The organism is Pseudomonas rustica, from assembly GCF_049959085.1.
Classification (GTDB): domain Bacteria; phylum Pseudomonadota; class Gammaproteobacteria; order Pseudomonadales; family Pseudomonadaceae; genus Aquipseudomonas; species Aquipseudomonas rustica.
Map to the genome: position 1 here is coordinate 2,505,113 of NZ_CP188200.1, position 17,869 is coordinate 2,522,981.

12 protein-coding genes and 1 pseudogene are annotated in these 17,869 nt (G+C 60.2%); 10 read left to right on the forward strand and 3 right to left on the reverse strand.

The features are described from left to right. Positions 1–42 precede the first annotated feature (42 nt). The 7 genes and pseudogenes from ACP3TY_RS11460 (at position 43) to ACP3TY_RS11490 (ending at position 9,215) form a co-directional block, all read left to right on the forward strand. Positions 43–1,020, forward strand: coding sequence for an ABC transporter substrate-binding protein (locus tag ACP3TY_RS11460; RefSeq protein ID WP_426620004.1), 978 nt, complete (start codon positions 43–45; stop codon positions 1,018–1,020). 61 nt (positions 1,021–1,081) lie between these two features. Continuing rightward, positions 1,082–2,200: an aryl-sulfate sulfotransferase gene (locus ACP3TY_RS11465; protein ID WP_426620005.1), complete on the forward strand. Its 1,119-nt coding sequence runs from the start codon at positions 1,082–1,084 to the stop codon at positions 2,198–2,200. A gap of 104 nt (positions 2,201–2,304) precedes the next feature. Continuing rightward, complete coding sequence (locus ACP3TY_RS11470; protein WP_426620006.1) at positions 2,305–4,602, forward strand: TonB-dependent receptor; 2,298 nt, start codon at positions 2,305–2,307, stop codon at positions 4,600–4,602. 101 nt (positions 4,603–4,703) lie between these two features. Next, entirely contained in the window at positions 4,704–5,993 is a 1,290-nt protein-coding gene (locus ACP3TY_RS11475) for an NAD(P)/FAD-dependent oxidoreductase (protein ID WP_426620007.1), read from the forward strand. Between the two features lie 25 nt (positions 5,994–6,018). Continuing rightward, positions 6,019–6,576: a helix-turn-helix domain-containing protein gene (locus ACP3TY_RS11480; RefSeq protein ID WP_426620008.1), complete on the forward strand. Its 558-nt coding sequence runs from the start codon at positions 6,019–6,021 to the stop codon at positions 6,574–6,576. A gap of 25 nt (positions 6,577–6,601) precedes the next feature. Then, positions 6,602–7,948 carry a glutamine synthetase family protein gene (locus tag ACP3TY_RS11485; RefSeq protein WP_426620009.1) on the forward strand — a complete coding sequence of 449 codons (1,347 nt, stop codon included), beginning with the start codon at positions 6,602–6,604 and terminating at the stop codon, positions 7,946–7,948. Between the two features lie 83 nt (positions 7,949–8,031). Further along, positions 8,032–9,215, forward strand: a pseudogene (locus ACP3TY_RS11490) (DUF2252 family protein). A gap of 118 nt (positions 9,216–9,333) precedes the next feature. Here ACP3TY_RS11490 and ACP3TY_RS11495 read toward each other — a convergent pair. Both ACP3TY_RS11495 and ACP3TY_RS11500 read right to left on the reverse strand, forming a co-directional pair. After that, entirely contained in the window at positions 9,334–10,632 is a 1,299-nt protein-coding gene (locus ACP3TY_RS11495; protein WP_401237848.1) for a carbohydrate porin, read from the reverse strand. 89 nt (positions 10,633–10,721) lie between these two features. Beyond that, positions 10,722–13,127, reverse strand: a complete 2,406-nt coding sequence (locus tag ACP3TY_RS11500; RefSeq protein ID WP_053120128.1) for a glucose/quinate/shikimate family membrane-bound PQQ-dependent dehydrogenase — start codon at positions 13,125–13,127, stop codon at positions 10,722–10,724. Between the two features lie 373 nt (positions 13,128–13,500). Between ACP3TY_RS11500 and solA the strand changes: the two genes are divergently transcribed. Together solA and ACP3TY_RS11510 are read left to right on the forward strand one after the other, a co-directional pair. Further along, the gene (gene solA, locus ACP3TY_RS11505) at positions 13,501–14,679 is read left to right on the forward strand and encodes an N-methyl-L-tryptophan oxidase (RefSeq protein ID WP_426620010.1); all 1,179 of its coding nucleotides are present in this window, start codon (positions 13,501–13,503) and stop codon (positions 14,677–14,679) included. Next, complete coding sequence (locus tag ACP3TY_RS11510; RefSeq protein ID WP_156316147.1) at positions 14,676–15,455, forward strand: MetQ/NlpA family ABC transporter substrate-binding protein; 780 nt, start codon at positions 14,676–14,678, stop codon at positions 15,453–15,455. Before solA ends, ACP3TY_RS11510 begins: the two co-directional genes overlap by 4 nt. A 5-nt stretch (positions 15,456–15,460) precedes the next feature. Here ACP3TY_RS11510 and ACP3TY_RS11515 read toward each other — a convergent pair whose 3' ends face one another. Beyond that, positions 15,461–16,669: an MFS transporter gene (locus ACP3TY_RS11515; protein WP_426620011.1), complete on the reverse strand. Its 1,209-nt coding sequence runs from the start codon at positions 16,667–16,669 to the stop codon at positions 15,461–15,463. A gap of 230 nt (positions 16,670–16,899) precedes the next feature. Between ACP3TY_RS11515 and ACP3TY_RS11520 the strand changes: the two genes are divergently transcribed. Continuing rightward, the gene (locus ACP3TY_RS11520) at positions 16,900–17,820 is read left to right on the forward strand and encodes an AraC family transcriptional regulator (RefSeq protein WP_053120135.1); all 921 of its coding nucleotides are present in this window, start codon (positions 16,900–16,902) and stop codon (positions 17,818–17,820) included. Positions 17,821–17,869: the final 49 nt, after the last annotated feature.

Consider the following 17,869-nt stretch of genomic DNA (forward strand, 5'->3'; position numbering starts at 1 on the left):
GCCTCGACATACTGAATTCAACGCAAAAATGAGAGCACGACAATGCCGGTAAAACCTTCTGCTGCCAAGCCATCGCTCACCCTGAAAGCGCTGTTGTGCTGCGCTTCGTTGTTGATCGCACATCCGCTTTGGGCGGCGAACGAGGGGCTGAAAGTCGGCGACCAGAGCGGTCTGACTCAGGCGCTGCTGCACGCCGCCGGCGAAGATGAGGGCATCACGTATTCGCTGTCGTGGCATCCATTCCTGGCCGGCACGACCATGCTTGAAGCCTTGAGCGCCGGGGCAATCGACGTCGGCGTGGTCGGCAATGCGCCGCCGGTATTCGCTCAGGCCGGCGGCTACGATGTGCGCATCGTCGGTGTGGCCAGTGGCGCGCAAAACAACAATGCACTGCTGGTGCCGGAAGGCTCCACCGTCACGCAAGTCGCCGACCTTAAAGGTCAGCGCGTGGCCGTGGCCAAAGGCAGTAGCGGCCATTACTTGTTACTCGCGGCCCTGCAGCGTGCCGGGCTGACGCCGCGTGATGTGAACATTGCTTACGTCAGCCCGGTGGATGCGCAAAACGCTTTCGCCAGCGGCAAACTCGATGGCTGGGCGGTGTGGTATCCGTTCGTAGGGCAGGCCACTTCGCGCGGCGCCCGCGTGTTGGTCGACGGCAGTGGCTGGCCGGAAACCGGTTTGAATTTCACCGTCGCCGGCCTGCAAGCGTTGAACGATCCGCAACGGGCAGCGCATCTTGGCGACCTGCTGGGCAGATTTGCCCGCGCTCAAGCCTGGGCCACCGCGCATCCGCAAGCGTGGGCCGAGGTATTCGCGCAGACCACGCGCCTGCCGGTCGCGCTGGTGCAAGAGATGCTTGCACATCAAGACCTTCGTTATGTACCGATTGAGAAAACCGTCATCAATTCGCAGCAGCATCTGGCCGACATGTTCGCCGCCGAGCGCTTGATTCCGCGACCGCTGCAGGTCGAGCAAATCTTCGACGACCGCTTTAACCGCTTGCTGCCCAACCCTCAATAACCCTTTGAACTGACCGTGCCGCGTTGCTCGCGGCCGGGATTCACTCGCCTGGAGAAAAGCCATGCCTCAACTGCATCCCACCACACTCAAGCGTCGCAAAACCGGCCTCATCGCCGTCGATCACGCCCGTAGCGCCGGCGGCTACACGCTGTTCGCGCCGCAGACGGCGGACGGCAATGTGTTCCTCATCGACCTCGATGGCGAAGTCGTGCACCGCTGGAAACTCCCGCAACGCCCCGGTCGCGACGCGGTGATCTTGCGCAACGGCAACCTCGGCTACAACGGCAATCACGCGGATTCGCCGGATCTGTTTCCGGGCTGGTCGGTGTGGCACGGCGGCGCGTTCAGCGAAGTCACCCCGGATGGCGAAGTGGTCTGGCAGCACACCGATCTGCTTCATCACCACGATGCGCAATGGCTGGATAACGGCCATCTGCTCTACACCACCGCCGAGCCGTTGCCGCCGGAACTGGCGAAACGCGTGGTCGGCGGCATTCCCGGCAGCGAGGCGCCGGGCGGGGTGATTTATGCCGACGTGGTCAAGGAAGTCGATCGTCAGGGCAACACGGTGTGGGAATGGCGCAGCTGGGAACACCTGCAACCCGAAGATTATCCGCTGCACGAAGCCTTCGAGCGGCATCACTGGCCAATGACCAACGCGGTGACGCCGGGCCGTGACGGCAAGGTGATTCTCAGCCTGCGCAGCGTGTCTTCGGTGATCGCCGTGCAGCGTGGCAGCGGTGAAGTGCTGTGGCGTCTGGGCCACGATCTGGTTGCCCAGCAACATTGCCCGAGTGAATTGGAAAACGGCAACGTGCTGGTGTTCGACAATGGCATCTTCCGCCCGCACGTGAGCATGCCGCACTCGCGCATCCTCGAAATCAATCCGTCGACTCAACGCATCGAATGGCAATACGCCGACACCCCCGGATATGCGTTTTTCACCCCGTTCATGGGCGGTGCGCAGCGGTTGCATAACGGCAACACGCTGGTCACCGAGGCCAATTTCGGCCGGTTGTTTGAGGTGACGCCAGCCGGCGATGTGGTCTGGGAATACGTCAATCCACACTTCGCCACGTACCCCGATGCCGCCTCGCGCCGCTACCTGCCGGGCGAAAACAACGCGATCTTCCGCGCTCACCGTTATCAACGCGAAGACCTGCCATGGCTGCGTGACTGATCAGCCATAAACCTCAACCGCAACGATCACGCTCACGCAGGCCACGCGCAGCGAAGTATCGATTCCTCTCAAAGAGCTGCGTGATGCAGCTCCAGGAACCACCGATGAATCTTCTTTATTCGCGCAATTTTTCTGCGAGCGCTCTGGGCTTGTGTTCGTTAATGCCGCTGCTGCCGGCGATCGCCAACGATTTACCCGGCAACAGCGATGTCTTGCAAACGGTAACGGTCGAGTCCCGTCGCCGTAGCGAAGACGCGCAACAAGTGCCCACGGCAATGAGCGTGCTCGGCGCGCAAACCCTTGAGGAACAACGTCTGTATCGGCTGCAGGATTTGCAGCAGGCGATGCCGAGCGTCAACGTCGCGTTTATGCACGCTCGGCAGTCGAGCCTGTCGATTCGCGGCTTGGGCAATAACCCGGCGAGCGATGGTCTGGAAGGCAGCGCCGGGATCTATCTGGACAACGTCTACCTTGGTCGGCCTGGCATGGCCGTGTTCGACCTGCTCGATGTCGAGCAGATCGAACTGCTGCGCGGCCCGCAAGGCACTTTGTTCGGCAAGAACACCACGGCGGGCGTGCTCAACATCACCACGCGCCGCCCCTCAGCGACACCGCAAGGCACCCTCGCGACGTCGGTCGGCGAGGATGGCTACTCGCAGACTCAAGCGAGTTTTTCCGGGCCGTTGAATGACACGCTCACCGGGCGCATCGCCGCTTACAAGACCCATGAAAATGGCTACGTGAAAAACCAATACGACGGCCATGAACTCGGCGGCGGCATGCGCCAAGGCGTTCGTGGGCAACTGCTGTTTCAGCCCAACGAGGATTTCAATCTGCGCTGGCTGGCCGATTATCACGAGGAGGATTCCAGTGCCGGCACGCGTTCGCTGTTCAGCACGGGGCCGGTGATCAACGGCGTCAACCGTTACCAACAGCGTGCAGCGGCGGTCGGCGCGACGCTGGTGGACGGCCGTCGGGTCAATCTGGATGCCGATCAGAACGTCACGGTGTTTCAGGGCGGCACCTCGCTGGAAGCCAACTGGAATCTGGCCGGGGATTACACACTGACCTCGATCAGCGCCTATCGCTGGTGGGATTTCACCCCGCGCAATGATGATGAGCTGAACGTCGACGTGATGCACAACGTCGGGCAATCCGCGCGCGACAAACAGTATTCGCAAGAGATTCGTCTGGCCTCACCGGTGGGTGAACATTTCGACTACGTGCTCGGCGCCTATTACTTCCGCCAGGAAATGAGCAACACCGTGTTCACCGATTACGGCCCGTTGGCGGACACGTGGAACGGCACCCCGCAGGGCGCGCTGAACAACGTCACCAGCGTCGGCCATGGCGATGTCGACACCGACAGTTACGCCACGTTTGCCCAAGGCACCTGGCACTTGACGCCAACCCTGGATTTCAGCCTGGGCGTGCGCGGCACCTATGAACGCAAACTCGCAGAGGTCACCCGCAACGTGCCGCTCGGTGGCGATGCGGCCAGCGCCGCTGCATTGCGCGTCAGAGATGCGAGGGTCGGTGCTTACGATTCCGGCGACTTGAGCCTCTACAGTTTCAGCCCCTCGGCGCTGGCCAGTCTGGCCTGGCATGTCAGTGATCAAGTGCTGGCGTACGGTTCGTTGTCGCACGGCGAGAAATCCGGCGGCGTCAATCTCGGCGTGGCCAGCGCCCCCGTCGCGGGTGCCGATTCACTGTTGATCGGCAGCGAACGCGCCAACGACGCCGAACTGGGCATCAAAACCACGCTGCTCGACCAGCGCTTGCTGCTCAATGCCAATCTGTTCTGGACGGTGGTGCATGGCTACCAGACCAACGCTTACGACGATGTCTCGCTCACCAGCTATTTGACCAACGCCGGCACGGTGCGCAGTCGAGGACTGGAACTCGACAGCAGCTGGCGGCCGGTATCGGGTCTGACGATCAACGCCAACGGCTCGTTCAACGATGTGCGTTACCTGTCTTACGACGATGCACCGTGTCCCGCCGAAGTGGCTTTGCGCCCCGGCGCCTTGGCATCCTGCGACCTCAGTGGCCACGCGGTGGTGGGCGCGTCGAAATGGATCTTCAACACCAGCGCCAGTTATCAATGGAATCTGCAGGACGGCCTGCAACCCTACGTCAACGGCAACTACGCCTGGCGCTCGCATGCGGTCGGCACCGTTGATGATTCCAGTGAAGCGCAGTTGCCGGGCTATGGACTGGTCAACCTGTCCACTGGTGTACGCGGCGATTGGGGCAAAGGTCAGTGGGATATTTCTTTGTGGTTGAAAAATGCCTTCGACAAGACTTACTACACCACGCTGTGGAACTCGCCGAATGGCGCTTATACGGGAGTGTTGGGCACACCGAGGACGCTGGGGATGACGGCGCGTTACGATTTTTGATCATTAAACATCTGTGTTTTCACTCTGCCGATGTTGCTTGCGTGAAATTAGTTCTGTAGATTTTCATGAAATTATAAAAAGATAATTTCATGAGGTCGCGAATGTTTCAGCAATCCACGCAGCACGTCGACAGCTATTACGCCCACAGTTGCGCGGATATTTTGCGTGAGCGACCTGCGCTGGAAGGCGAGCAGAACACCGACGTGGTCATCATCGGCGCCGGTTTCAGCGGTCTGCACACCGCGTTGCGTCTGGCCCTGGCCGGTAAACGCGTGACGTTGCTGGAAGCCAGTCGGGTGGCGTGGGCGGCTTCGGGGCGTAATGGCGGGCAGGCGATTCTTGGCTGGTCGTGCGACATGCCGCCGCTGGAAGCCGCGCTCGGCCATGAACGCGCCAAACGTCTGTGGGACGGTATGCGCTGGGCGGCGCAGGAGTTGCGTGAATTGCCGGGGCGTCATGGTTTTGATTGCGACTACCGGCCCGGCCATTTGTGGACGTCGGTGATGCCGCGCCGGGTTGGATTGCTGACCGAATGGCAACACGAGGCCAGCCACAAATGGGGCCACGATGCTTTGCAGTTCATTCCGCGTGAACAGTTGCCCGAGTGGGTCGCCAGCGATCGCTATCAGGCCGGGCTCTACGATCCGCAAGGCGCACACCTCAATCCTTTGAAACTGGCCCTCGGCCTTGCCGCCGCGATAGAACGTGCCGGTGGCCACATCTACGAACAAAGCAAAGCGCTGAGTTATCAGGAGGAGGGCGCAGGTTTTCGGGTCAACACTGCGCGCGGATCAGTTCGCGCTGATGTGTTGATCCTTGCCTGCAACGCTTATCTCGATGAACTCGATCCGCAACTGGCCGCCTGCATTTTGCCGGTCGGCACTTATCAGGTCGCCACCGCGCCGCTGACGCCCGAGCAAGCCACGGCATTGCTGCCGAGCAACGTCTGCGTGACCGACAACCAATTCGTCCTCGATTACTTCCGCCGCACACCGGACAACCGTTTGTTGTTCGGCGGTGGCTGCACCTATCTGGGCGGCATGCCCAAGGATATTGCGGCGGCCACTCGGCCGTTTCTGCAGCGAGTGTTCCCGCAACTCAAAGGCGTCGAGGTGGAATTTGCCTGGGGCGGCCATATCGATCTGACGTTGAAGCGCACGCCGGATGTCGGCGGCGAGGGCAATCGCTATTGGCTCCAGGGTTACTCGGGGCATGGCGTGTTGCCGACACTGGCCGCCGCCCGCGCGGTGTCCGATGCCATTCTCGGTCAGAGTGATGAATTGGCGTTGTACCAAGGCCTGAGCAACGGCCGTTTCCCCGGCGGTAAACATTTTGCCGCGCCGCTGGAAGCCATCGGCAAGGCCTGGTATCGACTGCGTGACAGCGTCTGATGCGTCACTTTCCGGAATTTGAATCATGAACAAGCAAGAAGAAATCGCCGCGCTGGCGATCCTCATCCATGACCTGCGCAAGCACAAGAAGTGGACCTTGAAGGAGTTGGCCGACAAGATCGGCCGCTCGGTGGGTTTTCTCTCGCAGGTCGAGCGCGGCCTGTCGCGGCCAACCGTGGCAGACCTCACCGCGATCAGCGAAACCTTTGGCGTGCCGACCACCTATTTCTACAGTTTGCCCAAGCCCAAAGAGCTGCCGTGGGTCACGCGCCCGGACGAACGCCGCACACTGTATTACGCCAACGGCATCACCGACATTCTCGTGTCGCCGCAGATGCGCGCCTCGTTTTCGATGCTTGAAAGTCATCTGGAGGCGGGCGCCAGCAGCGGCGATCGGCATATGATGGACAGCTCGGAGCAGGGCGGTTACGTGCTCGAAGGCGAGCTGACGTTATGGCTGGGCGACGACGAAGAGCCGGCAACGCTCAAGGCCGGCGACAGTTTCCAGTTCGACAGCCACACCGTTTGCCGCTACGGCAATCTCACCGATCAGCTCACACGCGTGCTGTGGGTCTACACCTGATAACAACAAATAAAGGATGAACACGATGGACGCTGTCTGCGCCGACCTGTTGGCTGAAGTGCGCGCGTTTCGCCAACAACACCCCGAAGTGCGTTATGTCGACCTGATTTCTCTGGATATTCCGGGGCACTTTTACGGCAAGCGCTACCCGATCGACATGCTCGAAAAAGTCGCGGCGGGCAGCGCGCTCAAGTTGCCGCAAAACTGCGTGCTGCTGGGCGTGCAGGGCGGGTTGTTCAAAATTGGTGATTACTGCTTTAACGATGGCGATCCGGATGCCGTACGGCGTTTGGTGCCGGGCACTTTGAAGCCAGTGACCTGGGAAGCGCAGCCGCTGGGGCAAATGTTGATTACCTCGGACGGCACCGAAAAACCCATCGAATTCGAACCCCGTGAAGTGTTGGCGCAGGTGCTCGATCGACTGGCGCGCAAAGGCATTCACCCGGTGGTGGCGTTCGAGCTGGAGTTTTATCTGTTCGATAAAAAGCTGCGCGACGGCTTGCCGCAATTCCCCCGTGACGACCTGACCGATGATGCCGATGATCAGCCGAACATGCACATCGAGCGCTTGTCGCGGTTTGCGCCGGTGCTGGATGAGATGGTCGAGGCGACACAAGCGCAGGGTATCGACGCCACGGTAATCACGGCGGAACTCGGCCCCGGTCAGTTTGAAATCAACTTCGGCCATCTCGACGATGGATTGCGTGCTGCCGATTGGGCGGCGCTGTTCTGCCGCAGCACCCGTGGCGTGGCGCTCAAGCACGGTTATCGCGCCAGTTTCATGGCCAAACCGTATTTGCAGCACCCGGGCAGTGGCATGCATGTGCACGTCAGTTTGTACGATGCTGACGGCAATAATCTGCTGGCGGCGAATCAGCAACAGCCGTTGCGTCATGCGGTGGCGGGGTGTCTGGAATTGCTGCCGCACAGCATGCCGATCTTCGCCCCGAACCAGAATGCGATGCGCCGCTTGGGCGGTACGGTGAACACGGCGACCAAGGCAAGCTGGGGTTTTGAGGATCGTGATGCGTGTTTGCGCATTCCTGAATCGGACGCGAAAAACCTGCGCATTGAATATCGACTGGCCGGCGCGGATGCCAATCCGTATCTGGTGTTGGCAGCGATTCTGGTGGGACTGGAACACGGCTTGACAGCGGGCAAGGAACCCATCGCACCGCTGAATGAAGACCGTGACAGCGGTATCGGTTTCCCCACTGAAATGTTTGAAGCGGTAAAAACCATGCAGCAGCAGCCGCAATTGCGTGAAGGGCTGGGCGCCGAGTTTGTGGACGTGTATTGCGAGAACAAACGTCAGGATCATTTGGCGTTTATGCAGGAGATCAGCGCGCGGGAGTATCGCTGGTATTTGTGAAGATTTATAAGAATCCAGAAACATTCTGAAACATTCACTCGATGGCAGGGGTCAACAGAGCACATCCCCTGCCAGAAGTCCCCATGAAAACACCTCGTCCCTCCGCACGCCTGGAAACCCTTTCGCAACTGCGAAATTTCAAGATGGCGAGGTCTGCGCATGCTTATGTTCGCGGTAGCACGGTGCAATTTTATGAATGGCTGCACAGCCAACCCGGCCGGCGCCTTCCCCACGGGCCTGCCGTATGGATCTGTGGCGATTGCCACGCCGGCAATCTCGGGCCGACCGGGGATCTGAAAGGGCAAATCGACATCCATATCCGCGACCTCGATCAGACCGTTATCGGCAATCCTGCGCACGATCTGGTCAGACTGGCCCTGTCATTGGCCACGGCGGCACGCGGTTCCGATCTGCCCGGTGTCGCAACCGCGCGCATGCTCGAAGAGATGATGCGCGGCTACGAGCAAGCCTTTGTCGACGACGTCGATAAAGAACCGCCACGCCCGGCGCAGGTCAAGGCGGCATGCGCAGTGCCGTGCAGCGCACGTGGAAGCATCTGGCGCAGGAGCGTATCGAGAACACCAAACCGACGATTCCCTTGGGCAAACACTTCTGGTCGCTTTCGCGGGCAGAGCGTGCGGCGCTGAAAACCCTGTGCGCTACCGACGATATTCATACGTTAGTGACTTCGTTGAAGGGCCGGTCGAAGGATGACCGGGTCAAACTGCTCGACTCGGCGTACTGGGTCAAAGGCTGCAGCTCACTCGGATTGAAGCGTTACGCGGTGTTATTGGGCGTGGGCGAGGGTGATGATCAGGACTTCTGTTTGCTCGATGTCAAAGAAGCGGTAACGGCTGCAGCACCGCGTGCGGCCAGATCTTCGATGCCGCGCGATAACGGTAAACGTGTGGTTGAGGGCGCGCGGTTTCTATCGCCGGGGTTGGGTAACCGCATGATTGCGACGCGCGTGCTTGATCATGGCTTTTTTGTCCGCGAATTGTTGCCGCAAGACATGAAGCTGGAACTGGATCAGTTGAGTCAGCGCGACGCGATGTTGGCGGCGGGGTATCTGGCTCGGGTAGTCGGGATTGCCCACGCACGGCAGATGGATCTGGCGACGCGGTCAGCGTGGATCAGCGAGTTGCAAAACTGCCGTTCGAAGACACTGGATGCGCCGTCGTGGCTTTGGTCGAGTGTGGTGCAGTTGGTTGGCAGTCATGAGAAAGGCTATTTAGAGCATTGCCGACGCTACGCGCTGCAACACTAAAGCCCTTACACACTGCAACGCTGAACCCTTGTAGGAGCTGCCGCAGGCTGCGATCTTTTGATCTTAAAAAACAACGTCAAAAGATCGCAGCCTTCGGCAGCTCCTACAGGGCGCGATGTTAGAGCGAGGCTTTTACTTGCAGGCCCACGACCAGTGCGTTGTCGATGTCTTGCCCCGAGAACGCGCCTGGTTCGATGATGTATTGCACATTCGGGCGCAGCGTCAGCCATGGCGTGGCTTGATAGCCGTAACCCAGTTCGATCAATTGCTCGGCGCTGTCCAGATTCGGGAACGCGGTGCCATTCGCCAGCGCGGCATCTTGCTGCACATCACGGCTGCGCGGGTTAGGCACTGCGCGACCATAACCCAGCGCGACGGTGTCATGCGGGCGGCTGTCGAACGGTTTGTACAACACCACGCCGGTGCCATACCACTTGCTGAACGGCGAGGCCGCGTCGCTGGCCGCTGAATACTGACCGAACGCGTGCAGGCTGCGGCCGGTGGAAGTCTGCGAAGCCCACACCGCTTGATCAACCAGCAAATAATGACCGCCGCGACCGGACACTTCATCGTCGCTGCCGATGCGTTTAACGTCGGAGCTGTCGTAGTAGTAACCCACCTTGTATTCGCCAGGCAATTCGCCGCCGTGCTTGTACACCAGCTCGATCGGCACCACGGTACCGGTGGTGTGTTTCGGCCCAAGGTGCCAGGCGCGACTGGAGTTGCCGTTGCTTTGCGGGTCGACGTTGAACGCCGCCACGCGCAATTGCCAGGAGGACGACAGGTCGTATTTCACCCGCACGCCCAAATGCGCGTTGGGGTAGTTGGTCCAGCCGCTGCCGCCGGACATGTTCAACGGATGACCGCAGAAACCGGCGTTCATGAAGTTGCAGAGAATGCCGCTGTCGAGGCCACCGAGGTCGTTGCCCATCGCCATGTAGCCGAGTTTGACGTTGAGCGCCGGGGTGAACAGGCTGCGCTCATAGCTCAGCTCGGTCAGGCGGGTGTACAGGCCGCCGTAGTTTTCCTGAATCGGCAAACGGTTGCCGACAAGGTCTTCTGAAGCGCTGTTGCCGCGCCTGTCGTTGATGGTCAATTGCACTTTGCCGGCGTTGTCGACGCCGTACAGTTTGCTCAGATCGAACTGCACGCCGAGCTTGATGTTCTGCGAGTAACGCGCCGAACGGTGCAAGCCGCCGTCAGCGTTGTAAGCGGTTTCGCCGCTGTAATCGCCGGTGAATTTAACGCCTTGTTCATCCATCTGATGACGCAATCCGCCCCAGTCGCCAGTGAGCGTGCTGCGGGTCAACAGATCGGATTCGCCGGCGGCCAGCGCGGGCAGGGCAGTGGTGCAGGAAAGGCCGATCAACAGGCCTTTGAACAGGTCGGAACGAGAAAAACGAACAGCCGATTGCATGTGAATCTTCCTGCTGGAATCTTGGGCAATGGAGCAAAGCAGCGCGGCACCCTAAGGTGCCGCGCTTGACTGGATGAGGTGACGACGGCTTACGGCAAGGCGTAGGCCATGACGAGGTCGCCACGATCGGTCGACTGACGAGCGCCGCCCGCGGTGATGACGATGTACTGCTTGCCGGTTTTCGGCGAGACGTAAGTCATCGGGCCGCCCTGGCTGCCCACCGGCAGACGCGCTTTCCAGACTTCTTCACCGTTGCCGCTGTTGAACGCGCGCAGGTAGAAGTCTTGCGTGCCGGCGATGAAGATCAGGCCACCTTGGGTCGACAGCGTGCCGCCGAGGGTTGGCAGACCGATCTTGATCGGCAGGTGCATGCGGATACCCAACGGACCGGTGTCTTCAACCGTACCGACTGGAACCTGCCAGGCGATTTTCTGCGTCTTCATGTCGATTGCGGTCAGGGTGCCGAACGGCGGTGCCTGGCACGGAATGCCGGCCACCGACAGGAAGCGGTTTTTGTTCACGGCGTAAGGCGTGCCCTTCAGCGGAACGGCGCCCATGCCGGTGTTCAGTGCTTCGCCGCCGGACGTGGCCTGGCCTTTGTTCTGCGACGGGATCATCTGAATCCACAGACCCAGACGCATGTCGTTGACGAAGATGAAACCGTGTACCGGGTCAGTCGAGATGCTGCCCCAGTTCATGCCGCCCAGCGAACCCGGGAAGCTCAACGATTTATCCATGCCCGGCGCAGTGTACAAACCGTCGTAACGCATGCCTTTAAAGTCGATGCGGCAGAGCAACTGATCGTACGGGGTGGCGCCCCACATGTCGGATTCGGTCAGGTGCTGCGCACCGATCTGCGGCATGCCCACCGATTTCGGCTGGGTAGGGGAGTACGGTTCGTTCGGGATGTTCGCCGCTTTGACCGGCACTTCTTTCACGTCGGTCAGCGGTTTGCCGGTGGCACGGTCGAGCACGTAGATCTGCCCGGCCTTGGTGCCGATGACCAGCGCCGGAACGGTTTTGCCGTCCTTGGTGAAGTCGATCAGGCTCGGCTGCATTGGCAGGTCGAAGTCCCAGAGATCGTTGTGCACGGTCTGGAACACCCAGCGCTCTTCACCGCTGGTGGCGTCCAGCGCCAGAATCGAAGCACCGTAGGTGTGATCGAGCTTGCTGCGCTCGACACCATAGATGTCGGTGGACGAACTGCCCATCGGCAGAAAGACCGTGTTGGTCGCCGGGTCATACGACATCGGTGCCCAGCTGTTCGGCGTGCTGCGCACGTAGGTGCTGCCGTCTGCCGGCGCGTTGCGATCCTGCGGGTTGCCCGGGTCGAACGCCCAGCGCATGGCGCCGGTCATCACGTCGAAACCACGGATCACGCCGCCCGGCATGTCGGTTTGCACGTTGTCAGCCACGCGACCGCCGACCACGACAGTGGTGCCGGCCATCAACGGTGCGGAGGACAACTGATAGTAGCTGTCCGGGACGTTACCCAGACCGGCCTTCAGATCGACCTGACCGTTGTTGCCGAAACCCTGACAGAACTCGCCAGTGTCGGCATCGACCGCGATCAGGCGAGCATCAATGGTATTGGTCAGCAGACGACGCTGGCAATTGGCGGCCGGCGCCGGTTTGGCTTCGATGATGCTCGAATTGCTCGGCTGGGCAATGGCGGCAGTCGCATCGAAATAGGCCATGCCACGGCAGCGCTGCCAGACTTTCGACTGGGCGTTGATCGAGTTCTTCCACAGCTCTTTGCCGGTGTCGGCATCGAGGGCGATCAGGTTGTTGTGCGGGGTGCAGATGAACACTTTGTTGCCGATTTGCAGAGGGGTGAGCTGGTCTTCGGCGCCGTTGCCATCGCTCTCGGCGATGTCGCCAGTGTGATAGGTCCAGGCGACTTTGAGCTTGTCGACGTTGTTGCGATTGATCTGATCCAGCGCAGCGAAGCGGCTGCCACCTTCGGTATTACCGTAGTGCGCCCAATCCTTCTGCGCCTTGTCCGGCTCAACCGGGGTGAGGCCCGGGCCAGTGCCGGTGGCGGCAACGGTCGGATGCGCGACGAACATGTTGCCGGCAGCAACAGCCAGGCCAACCGCCAATACAGCGGCAACGCCGTAAGCGCCACGACCCGCAACGCCACCGTTGGCGCGCTTGAGCATCGGGTAGACCAAGGCCACCACCAAGCCGATCGCGCTGAACATGAACAGGCGCGAGAACACCGGCCAGAACACCAGACCGGCATCACTGACAGCCCAGATCGCCGTCCCGACCAGGAACGCCGCGAACAACCAGGCACCGCTCAGCTTGAAGCGCGCGATCAACAGACCGGAAACGGCCATGACCAAGCCACCCACCAGGAAGTACCACGAGCCTCCCAGGCTGACCAACTTCACGCCGCCCGCAGCCAGCGCCAAGCCGAGCAGGGCGATGACGACGCCCAGCCCGACCAGAATGAATTTTGATATGCCCGAGAGGCGTTGACTCTGCTTCACGTTGAGTGTCCCGTTGAAATGAGGCGCGCATTATATAGTTAGGTAACTACCTAGTTAAATCACAAATTTCACCGTGAAGCGTAGTTCGCGGTTTTGGCTCATGCCTGAGGTGAAGCTTAGACGCTGAAATGTCTGTCGAAATACGCAAAAAAACGCTGTTATGTCAGCTTGATTGTGATTTGTGACAGACATTGAATGTCGCGCCGTAAGGCGTAAATCATTTTCGCCAGGTTGTAAATGCGACGAATAACCACCCGGTAGCCCGATCCAGAGCCGTCGGCGGACGCGTCGAGCTATATGGATATGCTTTTTTAATCTTGGAATTCTTATTCTTTTATCGCTCAACTGGCGCCTTTTTGATCGGTGACTATTTATGTCCGAGCGATGTGAGGTGCTGGTTTTAGGCTTGGGCGCGATGGGCGCCGCCACGGTTTACCAGTTGGCGAAAGCGGGGGTGAACGTCGTCGGAATTGATCGTCATCACCCGCCGCATAACCTCGGCTCCAGTCATGGCGATACCCGAATCACAAGGCTTTCGGTTGGCGAGGGCGCGCAATATGTACCGATCGTGCGAAATTCGCATCGCATCTGGCGTGAGCTTGAGGCGTTGTCGGGTGAGTCACTGTTCGAGCAGGCCGGATTGCTGGTGCTGACGTCGAGCGCCGAGTTCGATCCTGCAGATCAGAGCGACTTCACCTTGCGCACCATCGGTCTGGCGCAGACCTACGGCATCGAGCACGAAGTCTTGTCCGCCGAGCAGATTCGCCAGCGCTTTCCTCAATTCGCCAACGTGCACGACACGGCCATCGGTTATTTCGAACCCGGTGGCGGCTTCGTACGTCCGGAGCGCTGCATCGATGTGCAGCTCATACTGGCCGAGCAGCACGGGGCGACGCTTTATAAAGGCGAGACCGTCACCGCAATCACCTCGGACGCGGACGGTGTCACCGTTACCACCGACCGGCGCACGCTGTTTGCCAACAAACTGGTGATCAGCGCAGGCAACTGGAGCGGCGAGTTGCTCGGCAAACCGTTTGAAAATCTGCTCAGTGTGTACCGGCAGAAACTGTTCTGGTTCGAACTGGAAGAGAACGCCGGACTGGTGGGCCATTCACCGACGTTTATCCTGACCCACGGCCGTGGCGACGACAAAATCAACTACGGCTTCCCCGCATTACCCGGCGAGGGCAGTTTGAAAATCGCCACCGCGCAGTACCACACCGCATCGGCGCCGCAGGCCATCGACCGCACGGTTTCAGCAGCCGAAGCGCAGGACATGTACGAGCAGCAAGTACACAAGCGCATCGCCGGCGTCACCGCGAAGGTCAGCAAGTCCGCCGTCTGCGCCTACACCGTCACGCCGGATCGCCACTTCATCATCGACGAGCATCCGTCGCTGCAACACACGCTGTTCGTGTCGGCGTGTTCGGGCCATGGCTTCAAGCATTCCGCGGCACTGGGCGAGGCGTTTGCACAGTGGTGCATGCGTGGCTCGACCGACCTGGATCTGTCCTCTTTCTCCCTGAAACGCTTCGAAGGAAAACTATCGTGAAACGTGTCGCGCTCTCCGTCGCACTGCTGGTCGCCGCCATGGGTTCTGCCTATGCGGAAACTTTGAAAATTGCTGTGGTGCCCGTGCCCCATGCCGAGATTCTCGAGTTCCTGAAACCTCAGCTGGCAAAAGAAGGCGTGACGCTCGACGTCAAAGTCTTCTCTGACTACATTCAGCCCGACCGGCAGACGGATGAAGGTTTGCTCGACGCCAATTACTTCCAGAGCAAACCGTATTACGAAGCCTACAAAAAGGATCGCCCGAGCAGCGATCAGGTGCCCGTCGTCGCGGTACACATCGAACCGTTCGGCGCCTATTCGAAGAAGATCAACAACATCAGCGAACTCAAGGATGGCGCGACCATTGCCATTCCCAACGACCCGACCAACTCCGGTCGTGCGCTGTTGCTGATCGCCAAACAAGGCCTGATCACCCTCAAAGACCCTGACAACATCATGGCGACGCGCCTGGACATCGTCAGCAATCCCAAGCACCTGAAGTTTCAAGAGCTTGAAGCGGCGATGCTGCCGCGCGTGTTGAATCAGGTCGATCTGGCTCTGATCAACGCCAACTACGCGCTGGAAGCCAAACTGGTGCCGCACAAAGATGCGCTGTTTATCGAAAGCTCAGAATCGCCGTACGCCAATTACCTGTACGTGCGCCGCGACAAGGCCAACGCGCCGGCGGTGCAGAAGCTCGGCGCATTGCTTAACTCGCCGCAAGTGAAGCAGTTCATTCTTGAGCGTTATCACGGCGATGTAGTGCCGGCGTTCTGACCACGTCAGGCCGTCGCGTTCGATTCGGCAAAATGCACTTCAGTGGCTGCGCGACCCGCCAGCCACGCGAGTACGGACGCGACGACCAACACGGCAGCGCTCAACTCGAATGTGGCTTTGTAGCCGCTCAGATCAAAGGCCAAACCGCCGACAATGGCGCCGCCGGCGATCGCCAGTTGAACAATCGCCACCAGCATGCCGCCACCGGCTTCCGCATCATCCGGCAGCGTCTGCGCCAGCCATGTCCACCAGCCGACCGGCGCGGCCGTGGCGACCAATCCCCATAGTCCGAGCAGCACGGCCGTCAGCATTGCCGACTCGCCGAAGTTCACCAGCGCCAACGCGATGCCGGCCATGATCAACGGGATAACCGTGAGCGTGCGGTAGAGGCCGCGGCCCATGAATCTTTCGATCAGAAAGGTGCCGATAAACCCTGCGAGTCCCAGCCCCAACAGCATCAAAGACAGTGTTGAAACACTGACGCGGGTGACGCCCTCAAGGAACGGGCGCAGGTAAGTGAACAACATGAACTGGCCCATGAAAAACACGCTGACGGCGATCATGCCCAAGGCCACGGGCGGCTGACGCATCAGTTGCAGGGCGTTGGCGCCGCCGGCCTTGCGTTCGGCCTTGAAGGACGGAAGGCTGATCATCAACCACACCGCGGCCAGCGCTGCCACCGGCACCACACAAAAAAACGCACCGCGCCAGCCGATCAACGAACCGAGGAAGGCGCCCGCCGGGGCGGCGATCACCGTTGCGAGCGCGTTGCCACCGTTGACCATGGCCAGTGCGCGCGATACTTGATCAGGCGCTACCAGGCGCATGGCCGTCGCCGCCGACAATGACCAGAAACCACCGATGGCGATGCCGATCAAGGCACGTCCGATCATGAATGACGGATACCCCGGCGCGAGCGCGACGATCGTGCCTGACACGATCATCAGCAAGGTCAGACTCAACAGCAATTTCTTGCGTTCAACGCGGGCAGCGATGCTTGCAATCAGCAGGCTGGTGATCAACGCGAACGCACCGGACACGGAAATGCCCTGACCCGCCTGGCCTTCGGTAATGTGCAAATCGGCGGCAATCGGCGTCAGCAGGCTGACCGGCATGAATTCTGAAGCGACCAGAGCGAACGCGGCCAGGGACATAGCCAGCACGGCGCTCCAGCCGCTTTTCTTTGTAGAAGGATCGGAAAGAGGGGTTGTCATGGAAACTACCTGTGTTGCGCGAAAAGCGTAGGAGGTGATGCGCAGGGGTTGAAGCGATGGATGCCTGCAAGGGCATGCCCCTGTAACAGTTCGACACATTCTCCCGGTCGATCCGCCGCTGCTCTAGTGCATTCCTCTTGAATGCTTGCCTGATCCTCTGAGGATGCAGGGTTGTGGATAGGAAAGCTCGGTTGCGCGGACTACAGTTCGGTCAACAGGAGTGACCGACCATGATCCACATCCCCCATCGCCATGAATCGCCGTTAGCGTTGCAGATTGACCCGCGCATCAGCGCAGCGGGTGACTTCGCGACCTGCATACCCGGGCTGTCGCTGTTTCGCCGCGACCAGCCAGCGCCACCTGCCGTGTGCATGATCGAACCGAGCCTGATTCTGGTCGGCCGTGGCGAGAAACGCTTGTGGGTCGGAGGGGAGGGTTATCGTTACGACCCTTCGCGGTTTCTGGTCACGTCGCTGGATTTACCCGCCAACTCCGAAGTGCTGCTCGCCAGCCCTGAGCAGCCCTGTGTCGGTCTGGTGTTGAAACTGGACATCGGCATGCTCGCCGAGGTCATCACCAAAAGTGGCTTGCCCGCCAAGCGGCAGCCATCCACAGGCACCGGCGCCGGCATTGGCAATGTGTCCTCGGCGCTGGAAGGCGCGCTTGATCGGCTGTTGGCCCTGCTTGATGAACCCGAGGCGATCCCGGTGCTGGCGCCGCTGATCCTGCGCGAAATCCATTACCGGCTCCTCAATACCGATCAAGGTTCACGCCTGCGGCAGATCACTGCGGTGGATGGTCAGGGCTATCGCATCGCCAAAGCCATCGACTGGCTGAAACTCAACTACACCGTTGCACTGCGCATCGACGATCTGGCCGCACGCGTGCAGATGAGTGCGCCGACTTTTCACCTGCATTTCCGCCAACTGACCGGCATGAGCCCGCTGCAGTACCAGAAGTGGCTGCGGCTCAACGAGGCGCGTCGGCTGATGCTGGTCGAGCGTCTGGACGTTTCGCGCGCGGCGTTTGCGGTCGGTTACGAAAGTCCTTCGCAGTTCAGCCGTGAATATGGCCGCCTGTTCGGTACCGCGCCCAGTCGCGACATGGCGCTGCTGCGCGGGCAACCAATCGAAGCAGAAGCGGCAAGCTAAACCACAGACACGCTTTACCGGGGATGCGCCTCGCCGCGCGTCACCGTTC

Excerpts from the sequence above, each read along its gene's own strand:
- ACP3TY_RS11475 (WP_426620007.1), top strand. The coding sequence starts at position 4,704 with ATGTTTCAGCAATCCACGCAGCACGTCGACAGCTATTACGCCCACAGT.
- ACP3TY_RS11485 (WP_426620009.1), top strand. The coding sequence starts at position 6,602 with ATGGACGCTGTCTGCGCCGACCTGTTGGCTGAAGTGCGCGCGTTTCGC.
- ACP3TY_RS11520 (WP_053120135.1), top strand. The coding sequence starts at position 16,900 with ATGATCCACATCCCCCATCGCCATGAATCGCCGTTAGCGTTGCAGATT.
- ACP3TY_RS11480 (WP_426620008.1), top strand. The coding sequence starts at position 6,019 with ATGAACAAGCAAGAAGAAATCGCCGCGCTGGCGATCCTCATCCATGAC.
- solA (WP_426620010.1), top strand. The coding sequence starts at position 13,501 with ATGTCCGAGCGATGTGAGGTGCTGGTTTTAGGCTTGGGCGCGATGGGC.
- ACP3TY_RS11515 (WP_426620011.1), bottom strand. The coding sequence starts at position 16,669 with ATGACAACCCCTCTTTCCGATCCTTCTACAAAGAAAAGCGGCTGGAGC.
- ACP3TY_RS11465 (WP_426620005.1), top strand. The coding sequence starts at position 1,082 with ATGCCTCAACTGCATCCCACCACACTCAAGCGTCGCAAAACCGGCCTC.
- ACP3TY_RS11470 (WP_426620006.1), top strand. The coding sequence starts at position 2,305 with ATGAATCTTCTTTATTCGCGCAATTTTTCTGCGAGCGCTCTGGGCTTG.
- ACP3TY_RS11495 (WP_401237848.1), bottom strand. The coding sequence starts at position 10,632 with ATGCAATCGGCTGTTCGTTTTTCTCGTTCCGACCTGTTCAAAGGCCTG.
- ACP3TY_RS11460 (WP_426620004.1), top strand. The coding sequence starts at position 43 with ATGCCGGTAAAACCTTCTGCTGCCAAGCCATCGCTCACCCTGAAAGCG.